A 16386-nucleotide genomic window follows, 5' to 3' on the forward strand; every position below is an offset into this window, starting at 1 on the left:
CGGCGGGGCGGCGTCAGCCCTCCAGATCGCCCTCGGTCTCCAGCAGCACCTGGCGCAGCCCGTCGAGCGTCGCCGGGTCGGGTTCGGCCCACATCCCGCGACCGGCCGCCTCGAGCAGTCGTTCGGCCATGCCGTGCAGTGCCCAGGGATTGGATTCGGACATGAACTTGCGGTTCTCCGCGTCCAGAACGTACTCCTGGGACAGCCGGTCATACATCCAGTCGGCCATCACGTGGGCGGTCGCGTCGTAGCCGAACAGATAGTCGACGGTGGCGGCCATCTCGAAGGCGCCCTTGTAGCCGTGCCTGCGCATGGCGGTCATCCAGCGCGGATTCACCACGCGGGCGCGGAACACCCGGTTGGTCTCCTCGGACAGCGTGCGGGTGCGCACCGCATCCGGACGGGTGTTGTCCCCGATATAGGCGGCCGGCGACGAGCCGGTCAGCGCCCGCACGGTGGCGACCATGCCGCCGTGGTACTGGAAGTAGTCGTCGGAGTCGGCGATGTCGTGTTCACGGGTGTCGGTGTTCTTGGCCGCCACCGCGATCCGCCGGTAGCTGTTGTGCATGTCTTCGGCGGCGGGTCGGCCGTCGAGTCCCCGGCCGTACGCGAAGCCACCCCACGCCGTGTACACCTCGGCGAGGTCGGCATCGTCGCGCCAGTTGCGGCTGTCGATCAGCTGCAGCAGTCCCGCTCCGTAGGTGCCGGGTTTGGAGCCGAAGATCCTCGTGGTGGCGCGTCGCCGGTCGCCGTGATCGGCGAGATCGGCCCGGGTGTGGGCGCGGACGTAATTGTCCTCGTCGCTTTCGTCGAGTTCGGCGACCAGCGTCACCGCATCGTCGAGCATCGTCACGACGTGGGGGAACGCATCGCGGAAGAAACCGGAAATCCGCACGGTGACGTCGATGCGTGGCCGGCCGAGTTCGTCCAGGGACATCGGGGTCAGGTCGACGACCCGGCGCGAGGCGTCGTCCCAGACCGGCCGCACCCCGAGCAGGGCCAGCACTTCGGCGATGTCGTCGCCGGAGGTGCGCATCGCCGAGGTGCCCCACACCGAGAGGCCGACCGAGCGGGGCCAACCGCCGTGGTCGTCGCGGTATCGCGCCAACAGCGAATCCGCCATGGCCACACCGGTTTCCCAGGCCAGCCGCGACGGCACCGCCTTGGGGTCCACCGAGTAGAAGTTGCGACCGGTGGGCAGGACGTTGACCAATCCACGCAACGGCGATCCCGACGGTCCCGCCTCGATGAACCGGCCCTCGAGGGCGCGCAACACCTGGTCGATCTCGGTGGCGGTGCCGGCCAGTCGCGGCACCACCTCCGTGGCGGCGAACCGCAGGATGGCCGCCACGTCGGCATTGTCGGTGATGCCGTCGACAGTCGCGGGATCCCAGTCAGCCGACTGCAATTGGGCGACCAGACCGCGAGCCTGGGCTTCCACGGTGTCGACGGTGGCACGCTCGTCCTGGCCGTCCTCGGCGAGCCCGAGCGCCTGGCGCAGCCCGGGCAGCGTCTGTTCGCCGCCGAAGAGCTGTCGGGCTCGCAGGATGGCCAGCACCAGGTCCAGTTGTGCGTCACCGGCCGGCGTCGCACCGAGGATGTGCAGCCCGTCCCGGATCTGGACGTCCTTGATCTCGCACAGCCAGCCGTCGACGTGCAGCAGCATGTCGTCGAAGGAGTCCTCGTCCGGGCGTTCGGCCAACCCGAGGTCGTGGTCCATCTTGGCGGCGCGCATCAGCGTCCAGATCTGCTGGCGGATGGCGGGCAGTTTCCCGGGATCGAGTGCCGAGACGTTGGCGTGTTCGTCGAGGAGTTGTTCGAGGCGGGCGATGTCGCCGTAGGTCTCGGCACGCGCCATCGGCGGGATGAGGTGGTCGACGAGGGTGGCGTGCGCCCGACGTTTGGCCTGGGTCCCCTCCCCCGGATCATTGACCAGGAACGGGTAGATCAGCGGCAGGTCGCCCAGGGCGGCGTCGGTTCCGCAGGCCGCCGACATGCCCAGCGTCTTGCCGGGCAGCCACTCCAGGTTGCCGTGCTTGCCGAGGTGCACGATCGCATCGGCCGCGAAACCGGTCGGGCATTCCGCGCTGATCCAGTGATAGGCGGCCAGATAGTGGTGGCTGGGCGGCAGATCGGGGTCGTGATAGATGGCCACGGGGTTCTCACCGAATCCGCGCGGCGGCTGCACGATCAGCACGACATTGCCCGATCGCAGTGCGGCGATGACGATCTCGCCTTCGGGATCGGAGCTGCGGTCGACGAACAGGTCCCCTGGCGGCGGACCCCAGTGTTCGACGACGGCATCGGTGAGTTCGGCCGGAAGGGTGGCGAACCATGCGCGGTAGTCCTTGGCGGACAAGCGGATCGGGTTGCCGGTCAACTGGCCGTCGGTGAGCCATGCCGGGTCCTGGCCGCCGCGTTCGATCAAGGCGTGGATCAGGGCGTCACCGTCGCCTGACTCGACGCCGGGGATCTCCCCGATGTGGTACCCGGCGTCGCGCAGGGCGCGCAGTAGCGCGACGGCACTGGCCGGCGTGTCCAGGCCGACGGCGTTGCCGATCCGGGCGTGTTTGGTCGGGTAGGCCGAGAACACCACGGCCACCCGCTTTTCCGGGGCGGGGATGTGTCGCAACCGGGCGTGGCGCAGCGCCACTCCGGCCACCCGGGCGCACCGTTCCGGGTCGGCGACATAGGCGACCAGTCCCTCTTCGTCGATCTCCTTGAAGGAGAACGGCACGGTGATGATCCGGCCGTCGAATTCGGGCACCGCCACCTGGGTGGCGACATCCAGCGGTGAGAGCCCGTCGTCGTTGACGCTCCAGTCGGCGCGCGACGACGTCAGGCACAGACCCTGCAGGATCGGCACGTCCAGCGCCGCCAGATGTGCCACGTTCCAGCTGTCGTCGTTGCCGCCGGCACCGACGGCGGCCGGGGTGGCCGCGCCCGCGGCGAGCACGGTCGTGATCAGCGCATCGGCCTGTCCGAGTAGTTCGAGCAGTTCGGGTTCGGCATTGCGCAGCGATGCGCAGTACACCGGAAGCGCCCGGCCGCCGCCGAGTTCGATGGCTTCGCACAGGGATTCGATGTAGGCGGTATTACCTGCCAGTTGCTGGGCGCGGTAGTAGAGGACCGCGACGGTGGGTCCGTCGCCGTGGTGCGGGTCGCGCTGGAGCACACCCCAGTTGGGTGTGGTGACCGGTGGCTCGAAGCCGAAGCCGGTCATCAGCAGGGTGTCGGACAGGAAGCGGTGCAGATTCGACAGGTTGTCGGTGCCGCCCTGGGCCAGATACACGTGGGTTTGCAGGGCGACACCCTGCGGAGTGGTCGAGTGGCCCATCAGTTCCGCATCCGGTGACTGTTCACCGCTGACGACCACGGTGGGCACTCCGCTGGCGCGGACGGTGTCGATACCGTCCTGCCAGGCGCGGTACCCGCCGAGGATGCGGATGATCACTGCATCGGCGGCCGCGACCAGCTCCTCGAGTTCACCGGCGACCAGGCGCGACGGGTTCGCCCAGCGATAACGCGCCTGGCTGGCCCGCGCGGTGATGAGATCGGTATCCGAGGTCGACAGCAGCAGGACGGTCGGCGAATGCGGGTCGGTCACCCGTCATTCGTACCGCACCGGCCTCAGCGGTCGTAGTTTCCCCAGCGCGCGTACCAGGACTGCGAGTACGGCATGCCGAGCGAACCGATGAGCACGAGCAGCGCGATGGCGATGACGAGCACGGCGATCATGGTCGTCCTCCCTTCCGTCTATAGCCGATACCGGCGGTATCAGGTCAACGAGAAGGTACGACGGAATCCGCCCCGAAAACGTCTTTCGTGTGGGACGGAACACAGCTGCGCGAACTGTGACCGATGTCACTGTCCGCGGCGAACGCGCAGCTAAGGGATGGTCACGAAACCCTTCGACACCATCCAGTCCCGCGCGACGACGCTCGGATCGCGGCCCTCGACGTCCACCTGCTTGTTGAGGTCGATGATCACCTCGTTGGTCAGCGCGGCGGTCACCGGCGCGGTCACGTCGGCGATCTCGGGATGGGCGTCGAAGAACTCGCGCTTCATGGTCACCGAGGGGTTGTAGTGCGCGAAGAATTGTTTGTCGTCGGCCAGCACGACCAGATCGAGGGCGGCGATGCGCCCGTCGGTGGTGAAGACTTCGCCGAAGTCACACTGGTTCCCGTCGGCCGTCGCCTGGTAGATGATGCCGACCTGCAGGATGGGTGTCTGCGCCCGCGCCGGGTCGAAGCCGTAGGCCGCGGCCATACCCGGGAAGCCGTCCTGGCGGGCTCGGAACTCGGTGTCGACGCATGTCTTGGCTGCCGCCGGATTGGTCCGCACCAGCTCCGCGTACTGCGACAGGTTCCGCACCCCGGTCGCGTCGACCACCCGTTTGCTCGCCGCCAGCGCGTAGGTGTCGTCCATGGGGCCGGGCGGGAGCCACACCATGTCGTTGCGCTCGAGGTCTTCGGCCCGAACCGCCTCGAACTGTGCGGCGGTGTCGGGGATCGGCTTCTCGCGGCCCAGATAGTTGATCCACGCGTTACCGGTGAACTCGTAGGCCACATCGACCTGACCGGACAGCTGCGCCTCCCGGGTGCTGCGGGAGCCGACGATGCCGGTGAGATCGCGCACCTCGGCGCCCGCGGCAGCCAGGGTGAACTCGAGGATGTAGCCGAGGATGACCTGTTCGGTGTACTCCTTCGAGCCGACGGTGATCTCCACGCCCTCGAGCCCGGGGGTGGGCTCGATCGAACCGGGCCCGACCTTCAGCGGCACCGTGCTACCCGAACCCAGTCCGCACGACGTGAGCGCCAGAACCAGTGCGACCACCCCGACCAACCCGCGAAATCGGCGTGATGTGGCGCGCTCACCGCGCGTGTTCACGCCGAAATCGCCGGTCACCGGAGGCCCCTGGGGTTGAGGAAGAACTCGGCCAGGCCGCCGAGCCAGTCGACCAGCAGTGCCAGGCACACGGCCAGCACACTGCCCAGGATCAGCGTGACGTTGTCCTGCAGCTTGTAGCCGGTGTCGATGAGGATCCCCAACCCGCCGGCGTTGACCAGGAAGGACAGCGTGGCGGTACCGACGGCGAGCACCAGCGACGTGCGCAGGCCGGCCAGGATGTAGGGCACGGCCAGCGGCAGTTCGACCCGCACCAGCAGGCCGCCGCGCGACATACCCTGCCCCAGACCGGCGTCGATCAGGGATTGGTCCACCTGGTCGATGCCAAGGATCGTGCTGGCCAGCACCGGCAGCAGGGAGTACAACGCTATCGGCAGCACGCCGATCCAGAAACCGGTCTTCGCCGTCCACAGGAACAACAGCACCAGCAGGCCGATCGCCGGCGCCGCCTGTCCGATGTTGGCCACGCCGATGAACAACGGACGCAACGCCTTTGCACCGGGTCGGGTGACCAGAATCCCCAGCGGCACACCCACCGCGAGCACGATGGCGGTCACCGCACCGGTGATCAGGAGGTGCTGCCAGATCAGCGTTGCGACGTTGCCGGCGTTGATGTTCTCCTGCTGAGTGGCGGTCAGGTCGCGGTCGAACGCCCAGAACAGCACCGCCGCGGCGACCACCAGGACCAGCGCCGGCTGAATGAGCAGACGCAGCCGTTCGGCGGTGGTGGTGGCGGAGGCCTTCCCATCTTTGGGCCGGGCCCGATCGGCGACGGTGCTCACGATCGGGGGGTCTTCGCGTTCGCGTCGGCACGTAGCGCGGTGATGGTGTCGATCAAGGTGTCCAGCGTGACCACGCCCGCGTAGCGGCCGCCCGCACCGGTCACGACCGCCGAGGCGTGCTGCTCGGCGAGGATCGCCTCGAGTGCGTCCTCCAGCGTGGACTGGGTGCTGATCACGTCGAGGTGTTCGACGACATCGGCGAGCTTGCCGGGGTGGGCCAGCCGCGACTCGCGCACCCAGCTGACCGGGCGCTCGCGCTGGTCGAGTACCACCGCCCAATCGAACTCGCTGCCCGCCAGACGGTTTCGGACCTCCTCGATCGAATCGTCGGCATGCACGGTCGCCGCACGGCGCAGGTCGACGTCCTTGACCCGCATGAGCCCCAGCTGCTGCAGCGACGCTCCGGAGCCGACGAACCCGGCGACCGTGTCGTCAGCCGGGTTGGCGAGGATGTTCTGCGGCGAGTCGTACTGCAGCAGTTTCGACCGCGGGCCCAGCACGGCGATCCGGTCGCCGAGTTTGACCGCCTCTCCGAAATCGTGGGTGACGAACACGATAGTCTTACGCAGTTCGGTCTGCAGGCGCAGCAGTTCGTCCTGCAGTGCGCTGCGGGTGATCGGGTCGACCGCGCCGAACGGCTCGTCCATCAGCAGCACGGGCGGATCGGCGGCCAAGGCGCGTGCCACCCCCACCCGCTGCTGCTGTCCGCCGGAGAGTTGGCGCGGGTAGCGCTCGGCGTACTGCCCGGGTTCCAGGCCCACCAGGTCGAGCAGTTCGTCGACCCGGTCGTGGATGCGTTTGCGGTCCCACCGCAGCAGACCGGGCACCAACCCGACGTTCTGCCGGATCGTCATGTGCGGAAACAGGCCCGCCTGCTGGATGGAGTAGCCGATCTTGCGGCGCAGGTCGGTCGGCTTGATCGACAGGGCGTCCTGATCACCGATGCGGATGCTGCCCGACGTCGGCTCCGACAGCCGGTTGATCATCCGCATCATGGTCGTCTTACCGCAGCCGGACGGGCCGACGAACACGACGATCTCACCCGCCGGGATGTCCAGCGATGCATCGTCGACCGCGGGTTCGGACGCACCGGGATACACCTTCGACACGTGGTCGAGCTCTATGCGCACACCGGACACGGCCTGGGTTTCGGTGTCGGGCTGCGTCGAGGTCGTCATCGAATGCCTTTCGAAGTGGTGAGGCGGCCCAGCAGCACGAGCAGCCCGTCCAGGGCCAGGGCCAGCAGCACGATCAGCAGCGTGCCGGTGACGGCCATCGGGATCGCGGTGGGGCTGCCGACGCGGGCCAGCCCGGCGAAGATCAGGTTCCCCAGCCCGGGCCCTTTGACGTAGGCGGCGATCGCCAGCACACCCATCGACATCTGGGTGCTGATCCGCATGGCCGACAGAATCGACGGCCACACCAACCGCAACTCCACGCGGCTCAGGGTGGCCAGCCGACTCATTCCGATCCCGCGGGCGGCATCGGTGAGCGCCGGATCGACCGCGTCGAGCCCGACGATGGTGTTACGCACGATCGGCAGCAGGGAGTAGAGCACGAGCGCGGCAACGCTGGGGATGACGCCGAGCCCGAACAGCGGGATGAACAGGCCCAGCAGGGCGAAGGCCGGAATCGTCAGGATCACACTGGACGTCGATGTTGCGAGATTGGCCGCCAGCGGCGAACGGTAGGTCGCCACCCCGATCGCCACGCCGACCGCGGTCGCGATCAGGACGCTCTGCACCACCGCGCTGACGTGCTGGTAGGAGTCGAACAGCAGCTGCGACTGATGCGCTGTGACGTACTCCCACAGTTCGCGCACGCAACCTCCGTGTGTCGTCGCTGTCACCCGCCGAATTTGCTGTTACCCGAAGTGAGCAGCACCGAAACGATCCGACCCACCCTGTCGTTGGGTTCGCGATGATTTGAACCCTGTCGCGCGACCGCCCGGATGACCATCCTGATCGGCATGTCGCTGCAGGTGGTGAAGCTCGGCGCCCACATCGGCGCACGGATCGACGGCGTCGAGGTGAGCGGAGATCTGGACCCCGCCATCGTCGTCCAGATCAACGAGGCGTTGCTCGAGCACAAGGTCGTCTTCTTCCGTGGGCAGCATCGTCTCGACGACGACGGTCAACTCGCCTTCGCCCGATTGCTGGGGACGCCGACCACCGCGCACCCCACCGTCAGCTCACGGGGGCACCGCATCCTGCCCATCGACTCGCGTTACGACAAAGCCAACAGCTGGCACACCGATGTGACATTCGTCGACCGCATCCCGAAGGCCTCGCTGCTGCGCGCGGTGACGCTGCCCGAGTACGGCGGCACCACGACCTGGGCGTGCACCGAGGCGGCCTACGACCGGCTCCCGGACCCACTGCGTGCCCTGGTCGAGAACCTGTGGGGGGTGCACACCAACCAGTTCGACTACGCGGCCGACTTCGACGGGCGCCATGAGGCGCTGGCGGCCACCGAGCGCGAGTACCGCGAGGAATTCGTCTCGGAGTACTTCGAGACCGAACACCCCGTGGTGCGCGTGCATCCGGAGACCGGTCGCAGGGTGCTGGTGCTGGGCCACTTCATCAAGCAGTTCGTCGGATTGGGCCCGGCGGAGTCCCAAACGCTGTTGGCGCTGCTGCAGAGCCGGGTCACCAGATTGGAGCACACTGTGCGGTGGAACTGGCAGCTCGGCGACCTCGCCGTCTGGGACAACCGTGCCACCCAGCATTACGCGGTCGCCGACTACGACGACCAATACCGACGGCTCAGCCGGGTGACGCTGGCCGGGGACGTCCCGGTCGACGTGTACGGCCGGCGCAGCCGGGTCGTCGCTGGCGACGCCTCGCACTACTCCGCGGTGGTCGCGCCCGGGCCGCAGTCCGCAGCGCTCGCGAGTTGAGGTCTGCCGCCGGTTCCTAGAATGGCCGGTGGTGAACACTCGATCCCGCGATCAGGACGCCTGTCCCGGCGCCCTGTCTCTCCACCAGGCGGCCGACGGCCCCCTGGCTCGCATTCGGCTGCCCGGCGGCATGATCTCGGCCGCCCAGCTCACCGCGCTGGCCCGCACCGCCGCGGAGTTCGCGACGCCCGATATGGAGCTGACCTCGCGCGGCAACCTCCAGATCCGCGGGGTCGCCGATCCGGCGACCGTCGCCGAGGCGGTGGCCGGCGCGGGACTGCTGCCCTCACCGACCCACGAGCGGGTCCGCAACATCGTCGCCTCACCGCTGTCCGGTCGCGCGGGCGGGGCCGGTGACGTCCGGGGCCTGGTGCGGGATCTGGACACCGCGATCCAGCGTGATCCGGGGCTCGCGGGGCTGTCGGGCCGATTCTGGTTCAGCCTCGACGACGGGCGAGGTGACGTGTCCGGCCTCGGTGCGGACACCGGCGTTCACCTGCTCGACGACACCACGGCCGCGCTGCTGCTCGCCGGGCGTGACACCGGAGTCCGGGTGGCCGCCGACGACGTCGTCGCGACCTTGACCGGCATCGCTTCCCGATTCGTCGAGGTGCGTGGAAATGCCTGGCGCGTCGATGAATTGGTCGAATCAGCGGATCTGCTGGACGGTCTGACGCCGGTGGCCCCGCCGGGTGCCACGTGGCCTCCGGTGCAGCGACCTCCGGTCGGGTGGATCGCGCAGGACGACGGCCGTGTGAGCCTCGGCGCCGCCCTGCCACTGGGTGTGCTGCCGGCGCGCACCGCCGAATTCGTCGGCGCGATCGAGGCCCCGGTCGTCATCACCCCGTGGCGCTCGCTGCTGATCTGCGATCTCGACGAAGGTGTCGCCGACGTGGCGCTGCGCGTGCTGGCTCCGATGGGGTTGGTCTTCGACGAGAACTCGCCGTGGCTGGACGTCAGTGCCTGCACCGGCAGTCCGGGCTGCGACCGGTCGGCCGCCGACGTGCGCAGCGACGCCGCCGACGCGGTCCGGGTTCCGACCGAGGGGCGTCGGCACTTCGTCGGATGTGAACGGGCCTGCGGAAGTCCTCCGGTCGGTGACGTGCTGGTGGCCGGTCCGCAGGGTTATCGGCTGCGGCAGCGACCGTCGTAGGGTGAGCGGCGTGCTGGACTACATCCGCGACGCCACCGAGATCTACCGGCAGTCGTTCGCGACGATCCGCGACGAGGCGGATCTCGCCCGGTTTCCCGAGGACGTGGCGCGGGTGGTGGTGCGGCTGATCCACACCTGCGGTCAGGTCGACGTCGCCGACCACGTCGCCTACTCCGGCGATGTGGTGGCCCGCGCGCACGCCGCGCTGGCCGCGGGGGCACCGGTGCTGTGTGACTCGTCGATGGTCGCGGCGGGCATCACCCGCTCGCGGCTGCCCGCCGACAACGAGGTGGTGTCGCTGGTCGCCGACCCCCGGGCGCCGGAACTCGCGCAGCGGCTGGGCTTCACCCGTTCCGCCGCCGCGGTCGATCTGTGGGCCGACCGTCTCGAGGGTGCGGTGTTGGCCATCGGCAACGCGCCCACCGCGCTGTTCCGGCTGCTCGAACTACTCGACGACGGTGTCCCCGCACCCGCGGCGGTGCTCGGTGGCCCCGTCGGCTTCGTCGGGTCTGCGCAGTCCAAACAGGAGCTCATCGACCGCCCGCGCGGCATGGCCTATCTCGTGGTGACCGGCCGGCGCGGAGGCAGCGCGATGTCCGCTGCAGCGGTCAACGCGATCGCGAGCGAGCGCGAATGACCGGGCGCGGCACGCTCTACGGCGTCGGCCTGGGGCCGGGCGACCCGGAGCTCGTCACCGTCAAGGCCGCCCGGGTCATCGGCCAGGCCGACGTCGTGGCCTACCACAGCGCGCGCCACGGCCACAGCATCGCCCGGCGGATCGCCGAACCGTATCTGCGGGCGGGTCAGCTCGAGGAACACCTGGTCTATCCGGTGACGACCGAGGCCACCGAGCATCCCGGCGGATATGCCGGAGCCATCGAGGATTTCTACCGTGAGGCCGCCGAGCGCATCGCCGCGCACCTGCAGGCCGGACGCGACGTCGCCCTGCTGGCCGAAGGCGACCCGCTGTTCTACAGCTCCTACATGCACATGCACACCCGGTTGACCGAGCGGTTCACCGCCGAGATCGTGCCGGGTGTCACCTCCGTCAGCGCCGCCTCCGCGGCGATCTCCACGCCGCTGGTGCAGGGCGACGAGGTGCTGACGATCCTGCCCGGCACGCTGGCGCCCGACGAGCTGCAGCGCCGGCTCGCCGACACCGACGCCGCGGTCGTGCTCAAGCTGGGCCGCTCCTACCCTGCCGTGCGCGCCGCGCTGCAGGCGACCGGACGGCTGGATGCGACGTACTACGTCGAGCGGGCCAGCACACCCGATCAGCGGGTGCTGAGCGCCGCGGACGTCGACGGTGACGACAAGGTCCCCTACTTCTCCTTGGCGATGATCCCGGGTGGAAGCGAGCGGGCCGCCTCGCCCGGCAGCGTCACCGTCGTCGGGCTGGGCCCCGGTGCGGTCGAATGGATGACGCCGCAGAGCCGCCGTGAACTCGCCGCCGCGACCGATCTGATCGGTTATGGCCCCTACCTCGACCGGGTCGGCATCCGCGACGGTCAGCGTCGCCATCCCAGCGACAACACCGACGAACCCGCCCGTGCACGGCTGGCGTGCGTGCTCGCCGAGCAGGGGCGGTCCGTCGCGGTGGTCTCCTCCGGTGATCCCGGCGTCTTCGCGATGGCGACCGCGGTGCTCGAGGAGGCCAAGCAGTGGCCTGGTGTCGAGGTGCGCGTGATCCCGGGGATGACGGCCGCTCAGGCCGTCGCCAGCCGCGTCGGCGCGCCGCTCGGCCACGACTATGCGGTGATCTCGCTGTCGGACCGGTTGAAACCGTGGGACGTCATCGTCACCCGGTTGCGGGCGGCCGCGGCCGCCGATCTGGTGCTGGCGATCTACAACCCGGCCTCGCGGACCCGGACCTGGCAGGTCGGCGCGATGCGCGACCTGCTGCTCGAGCACCGCGACCCCGGCACGCCGGTGATCGTCGGGCGCGACGTGTCGGGTCCGCGGGAGCAGATCACCGTGGTGCGGCTGGCTGACCTCGATCCCGCCGCAGTGGACATGCGGTGCCTGCTCATCGTCGGCTCGTCTCAGACCCAGTGGTACACCGGCGATGCCGGCGACCGGGTGTTCACGCCTCGCTACTATCCCGGGTGATAGTGTCCGGCGTCACCACCGTGTCGAAAGGTGCTGCCGTGCAAGACGTGATTCCGTGCCGACCGTCCGACGTCACACCGGAGTGGCTCGGCGCGGCGCTCTCGGATGGCGGCACACCCGTCGAGATCACCGCGGTGGACATCGCCGCGATCGGCACGGGCCAGACCGGGGCGACCTATCGCGTGTCGGTCACCTACGCCGATCCCCAGCCTGATCTACCGCCGACGTTCGTGGTCAAACTACCGTCCCAGGACGAAGCCGTCCGGGAGCGCGTGGCACTGGGCTATCGCTCCGAGCATGCCTTCTACACCACGATGGCCGATCGCGTCACCGTACCGATGCCCCGGTGCTACCACTGCCGGATCGGTTCGGAGGGCGCTGATTTCGTGTTGCTGCTGTCGGACATGAGTCCGGCCGAACAGGGCGACCAACTGGCCGGATGCACCGACGCGGAGGCTCGGTTGGCCGTTGCGGCGTTGGCCGGTCTGCACGGCCCGACGTGGTGCGATCCCACGCTCGACGAGATGCCCGGCGTGGTGATGCCCCGCCCAGACATCGGCGGCGCCAGAGGTTTCGGTGACATCGCCACGATGGCGGCCGATATCACCATCGACGAACTCGGCAGCCGAATGAGCGAGCAGGACCGGGAAACGCTGGCGGCGACCATGAGTCGGGTCACGCCCTGGCTGCTGGCCGCCCGGTCCCGCTTCGCGTTGCTGCACGGCGACTACCGCCTCGACAACCTGCTCTTCGACCCGGAGCGCACCCACGTCTCGGTGGTCGACTGGCAAACCCTCGGGGTGGGGCTGCCGGCCCGCGATCTGGCCTACTTCACCGCCACCAGCCTGCTGCCGCAGGACCGGGCGGCCGCCGAGCGGCAGCTGGTGGAGCTCTACCACCGCGCCCTGACGGAGAACGGCGTCGACGGTTACGACGTCGAACAGTGCTGGAGCGACTACCGTCTCGCGGTCGTACAGGCACCGCTGCTCACGGCGCTGGGTTTCGCCTTCGCCTCCTCGACCGAGCGCGGCGACGAGATGGTCCTGACCATGCTGAGCCGGGGCTGCCGCGCGATCCGCGAGCTGGATACCCTCGAGCTCATCGACGCAGCGACCTGACCCACTGCACCGCCTCGCCCACGGTGCCGACGGTGCGCACACCGTCGGGCAGCGGTGGCCGGTCCACCATCACCACGGCCACCCCGAGCGCCGTCGCGGCATCGAGCTTCGCGCGGGTCATGGCTCCGCCACTGTTCTTCGTCACCAACGCATCGATGTGCCTGCCGGCCATGAGTTCGCGCTCGCCGCCGTAGTGGTAGGGCCCCCGCGAGAGAAGCAGTTCGTGCCGCGCCGGCAGGGTGCCCGCCTCCGGCGCGGTGACGGCCCGGATGAGAAACCAGGCCTCGGAGCCGCGGAACGCCGCCGTGCCACTGCGACCCGTCGTCAGGAACACTCGCGAGAAGCCTTCCTGCGCCACGACTTCGGCCGCCTCGACATCGGTTCGCACAACAAACGCGCCCCCGGTGGGCCAGGCCGGCCGAACCAGCACCAGCTGCGGCACCCCCAGCCGGTTGCACGCTTCGACGGCGTGCGCGGTGATCGTCGCCGCGAACGGATGCGTCGCATCCACGACCGCGTCGACCGGTGAGTCCTCGAGCCATCGGCACAAGCCGTCGACCCCGCCGAAGCCGCCGACACGCACCTGCCCCACCGGCAGTGCCGGGTCGGGGACCCGGCCGGCCAGCGAGCTGATCACCGACACCTGCGGATGCAGGCAGCCCGCCAGTTCCCGGGCCTCCGCGGTGCCGCCGAGCAACAGGATCCGCATCAGTGCCGCCCCCGGCGCACCCGTCCGGACGAATACAGGTAGCTGTCGGTGAAGCCGTCGGCGGCCAGTACGTCACCGACGATGATGACCGCGGTGCGGGTGACGTCGGCCGCGTGCATCTGCCCGGCGATCTCGGCCAGCGTGCCCCGCAGCACCACCTCCTGCGGCCAGCTGGCGAACGCCACGACCGCACAGGGGGTTTCCGGCTCGTATCCACCGTCGAGCAGCTGCGGCACGATGGCGTCGATCTGTGCGGCTGCCAGGTGCAGGACCAGGGTCGCGCCGGACGCGGACAGGGTGGCAAGGTCTTCACCGGCAGGCATCGCGGTCGACAGCGTGGCCACCCGCGACAGCGTCACGGTCTGCGCGACGCCGGGTACGGTCAGTTCCCGGCCCAGCGCGGCAGCGGCCGCGGCGAAGGCCGGCACGCCGGGCACCACCTGGTAGTCGATGCCCAGCGCGTCGAGTCGGCGACACTGCTCGGCCAGGGCGCTGTAGATCGCCGGGTCGCCGGAGTGCAGCCGCGCCACGTCACGACCCGCGGCGTGTGCGCTCGCCAGTTCGTCGACGATCTGGTCGAGGGTCAGCGGCCCGGTGTCGATCACTCGGGCATCGGGAGGGCACAGCGCCAGCAGGTCGTCGGGCATGATCGATCCGGCGTACAGGCAGACCGGGCATCGCTGCAGCAGCCGCTGGCCCCGTACGGTGATCAGATCCGCCGCACCCGGCCCGGCGCCGATGAAGTACACCGTCACGGTTTGACCACCGCCCATTGCGTCACCGGCATCGCCGGGCGCCAGCCGGTGAACCGGCCGACGGGTTCGCCCCGATAGTGCTGGAACCGCCGCAATTCACCGCCCATTCGCGAATACCATTGCACCAGAACCGCTTCGGATTCGGCGGTGACGACGTTGGCCACCAGCCGGCCTCCGGCGGGCAGCCGTTCGACACAGGCTTCGAGTAGGCCCTCGTGGGTCAGGCCGCCGCCGACGAAGACCGCGGCGGGCGTATCGCCGCCGAACGCCTCGGGCGCCGCCCCCCGCACATCGACCCGCACACCGTGGGCGGCGACGTTCTCGCCGATGCGCAGCCGGCGCACCTCGTCGCGTTCGAAGGCCACCGCTCGGCATCCCCGGCCGCTGCGGCACCACTCGATCGCCACGCTGCCTGATCCGGCGCCGACGTCCCAGAGCAGCTCCCCCGGCCGCGGTCCGAGGGCGGCGAGCGTCACCGCCCGCATCGACTGCTTGGTGAGCTGACCGTCGTGGGTGAAGGCGTCGTCGGGCAGCGTGTGCAACCGCGCGTCGTCCGGCAGGTAGCGCACGGCGATCACGTTGAGGGCGTCGACATCGCCGGGCGGGTCGGCGGCCCACTGCCGAGCGGTGGCGTCGCGGCGGCGTTCGGCGGGCCCGCCGAGCTGCTCGAGCACCGTGAGCTGCGAATCCCCGCGGCCGTGGTGGGTGAGCATTCGCGCCAGCGTCGCGGGGGTCGACGCGTCACGCGAGAGCACGACCGCGCGTCCACCCCGGCGGACGGCGGTGTGCTCGGGGCCGGTCACCAGACTGATCACCTCGATGTCCTGGATTGACCAGCCCAGCCGGGCACATGCCAGGGCCACCGACGAGGTGTGCGGCAGCACGGTGACGCGATCGGCGCCGAGGATCCGGACGGCCGAGGCGCCGATACCGTGCAGCATCGGGTCACCGCTGGCGACGATGTGGACGTCACCGGTCTCCTCGCCCAGGGCGCCCAACGCCTCCATCAAGGGACTCGGCCACTCCCGGCGCTGCGCTCGCACGGTGCCGTCGAGCAGCGCGAGCTGGCGGGCCGATCCGTAGATCACCGAGGCACGCTGCAACTCGGCCCGGGATGCGGGAACCAGACCCGCCATACCGTCTGCGCCCATACCGACGACCACCACGCGGCTCATCGGGGCATCCTGCGCCACAGCGTGGCCGGCAGCAGTCGCATCACGACCACCAATGCACCCAACGCAGCGGGCACCCAGACCGTTCGCCGGCGACGGGCCAGCGCCCGCACCGTCGCGTCGGCGACCTGCCCGGGAGTGCTCGACAGCGGCGCGGGTTCCATGCCCTCGGTCATCCGGCCGACGACGAAACCGGGGCGCACGATCAGCAGATGCACACCGGTCCCGTACAGGGCGTCGGACAATCCGTTGGCGAAGCCGTCGAGTCCGGCCTTGGCCGAGCCGTAGACGTAGTTGGCCCGGCGCACCCGGGCCCCGGCCACGGAGGAGAACACCACGATCGAACCGCCGGCGGCCGCGCGCATCGTCGTGGCGAGCACGGTGAGCAGGCTGACCTGGGCGACGTAATCGGTGTGCACGACCGCCGCGGCGTGCCCGGGGTCGCGTTCGGCGCGGGCCTGGTCGCCGAGGATCCCGAACGCCAGCACCGCGACATCGATGGCGCCGTGTTCGGCGGTCAGCCGCGCCACCAGCGGCGCATGCGAGGCCAGGTCATCGGCGTCGAAGGCGACCGTGTGCACAGCCACGGCGCCGGCGTCGCGCACCGCCTGTACCTGGTCGTCGAGCCGATCTGCGCCGCGGGCCGCCAACACCACGGTGGCACCGCGCGCCAACCGTGTCGCCACCTCGATGCCGATCTCGCTGCGGCCGCCGAAGATCACCACCAGATCGCCGCCCGTGTCCTTCACGGCCCAAGATTATGTCCTGCGCTAGCGTGGGC

15 protein-coding genes are annotated in these 16386 nt (G+C 69.7%); 5 read left to right on the top strand and 10 right to left on the bottom strand.

Annotated features, from left to right (window positions below):
- Nucleotides 1–13 precede the first annotated feature (13 nt).
- From cobN to ACN27E_RS05525, 6 genes are all read right to left on the bottom strand, one after another.
- Nucleotides 14–3607, bottom strand: a complete 3594-nt coding sequence (gene cobN / locus ACN27E_RS05500; RefSeq protein WP_422747226.1) for a cobaltochelatase subunit CobN — start codon at nt 3605–3607, stop codon at nt 14–16.
- Between the two features lie 23 nt (nt 3608–3630).
- Entirely contained in the window at nt 3631–3738 is a 108-nt protein-coding gene (locus ACN27E_RS05505; protein ID WP_422747228.1) for a DUF948 domain-containing protein, read from the bottom strand.
- Nucleotides 3739–3888: 150 nt separating this feature from the next.
- On the bottom strand, nt 3889–4845 hold the full coding sequence (locus tag ACN27E_RS05510; RefSeq protein ID WP_422749637.1) for a glycine betaine ABC transporter substrate-binding protein: 957 nt from the start codon (nt 4843–4845) through the stop codon (nt 3889–3891).
- Nucleotides 4846–4904: 59 nt separating this feature from the next.
- Nucleotides 4905–5690: an ABC transporter permease gene (locus ACN27E_RS05515; RefSeq protein WP_422747230.1), complete on the bottom strand. Its 786-nt coding sequence runs from the start codon at nt 5688–5690 to the stop codon at nt 4905–4907.
- Entirely contained in the window at nt 5687–6868 is a 1182-nt protein-coding gene (locus ACN27E_RS05520) for an ATP-binding cassette domain-containing protein (RefSeq protein ID WP_422747232.1), read from the bottom strand. The genes ACN27E_RS05515 and ACN27E_RS05520 overlap by 4 nt, the downstream gene beginning before the upstream one ends.
- Nucleotides 6865–7512 carry an ABC transporter permease gene (locus ACN27E_RS05525; RefSeq protein ID WP_422747234.1) on the bottom strand — a complete coding sequence of 216 codons (648 nt, stop codon included), beginning with the start codon at nt 7510–7512 and terminating at the stop codon, nt 6865–6867. The genes ACN27E_RS05520 and ACN27E_RS05525 overlap by 4 nt, the downstream gene beginning before the upstream one ends.
- A 147-nt stretch (nt 7513–7659) precedes the next feature.
- Between ACN27E_RS05525 and ACN27E_RS05530 the strand changes: the two genes are divergently transcribed.
- The 5 genes from ACN27E_RS05530 to ACN27E_RS05550 are packed head-to-tail and all read left to right on the top strand — an operon-like array spanning nt 7660 to nt 12969.
- A complete protein-coding gene (locus ACN27E_RS05530; RefSeq protein ID WP_422749639.1) occupies nt 7660–8589 on the top strand; it encodes a TauD/TfdA dioxygenase family protein in 930 nt (309 codons plus the stop codon).
- A 31-nt stretch (nt 8590–8620) separates the two neighbouring features.
- Nucleotides 8621–9742, top strand: coding sequence for a precorrin-3B synthase (gene cobG / locus ACN27E_RS05535; protein ID WP_422747236.1), 1122 nt, complete (start codon nt 8621–8623; stop codon nt 9740–9742).
- Between the two features lie 10 nt (nt 9743–9752).
- Nucleotides 9753–10379, top strand: a complete 627-nt coding sequence (locus ACN27E_RS05540; protein ID WP_422749641.1) for a precorrin-8X methylmutase — start codon at nt 9753–9755, stop codon at nt 10377–10379.
- Complete coding sequence (locus ACN27E_RS05545) at nt 10376–11851, top strand: precorrin-2 C(20)-methyltransferase (RefSeq protein WP_422747238.1); 1476 nt, start codon at nt 10376–10378, stop codon at nt 11849–11851. Before ACN27E_RS05540 ends, ACN27E_RS05545 begins: the two co-directional genes overlap by 4 nt.
- A 38-nt stretch (nt 11852–11889) precedes the next feature.
- Entirely contained in the window at nt 11890–12969 is a 1080-nt protein-coding gene (locus ACN27E_RS05550; protein ID WP_422747239.1) for a phosphotransferase family protein, read from the top strand.
- Here the strand turns inward: ACN27E_RS05550 and ACN27E_RS05555 are convergent.
- Genes ACN27E_RS05555 through ACN27E_RS05570 form a run of 4 tightly spaced genes read right to left on the bottom strand, consistent with a single transcriptional unit; the run spans nt 12950 to nt 16354 of the window.
- Nucleotides 12950–13678, bottom strand: a complete 729-nt coding sequence (locus ACN27E_RS05555) for a cobalt-precorrin-6A reductase (RefSeq protein WP_422747241.1) — start codon at nt 13676–13678, stop codon at nt 12950–12952. The genes ACN27E_RS05550 and ACN27E_RS05555 overlap by 20 nt on opposite strands.
- Nucleotides 13678–14433, bottom strand: a complete 756-nt coding sequence (gene cobM, locus ACN27E_RS05560) for a precorrin-4 C(11)-methyltransferase (protein WP_422747243.1) — start codon at nt 14431–14433, stop codon at nt 13678–13680. Before cobM ends, ACN27E_RS05555 begins: the two co-directional genes overlap by 1 nt.
- On the bottom strand, nt 14430–15608 hold the full coding sequence (gene cbiE / locus ACN27E_RS05565) for a precorrin-6y C5,15-methyltransferase (decarboxylating) subunit CbiE (protein WP_422747245.1): 1179 nt from the start codon (nt 15606–15608) through the stop codon (nt 14430–14432). The genes cobM and cbiE overlap by 4 nt, the downstream gene beginning before the upstream one ends.
- Nucleotides 15605–16354 (bottom strand): SDR family NAD(P)-dependent oxidoreductase, encoded by a 750-nt coding sequence (locus ACN27E_RS05570; RefSeq protein WP_422747247.1) that lies wholly within the window; start codon nt 16352–16354, stop codon nt 15605–15607. Before ACN27E_RS05570 ends, cbiE begins: the two co-directional genes overlap by 4 nt.
- Between the last annotated feature and the right edge of the window lie 32 nt (nt 16355–16386).

This window comes from Mycobacterium sp. WMMD1722 (genome assembly GCF_049315205.1).
GTDB lineage: Bacteria > Actinomycetota > Actinomycetes > Mycobacteriales > Mycobacteriaceae > Mycobacterium.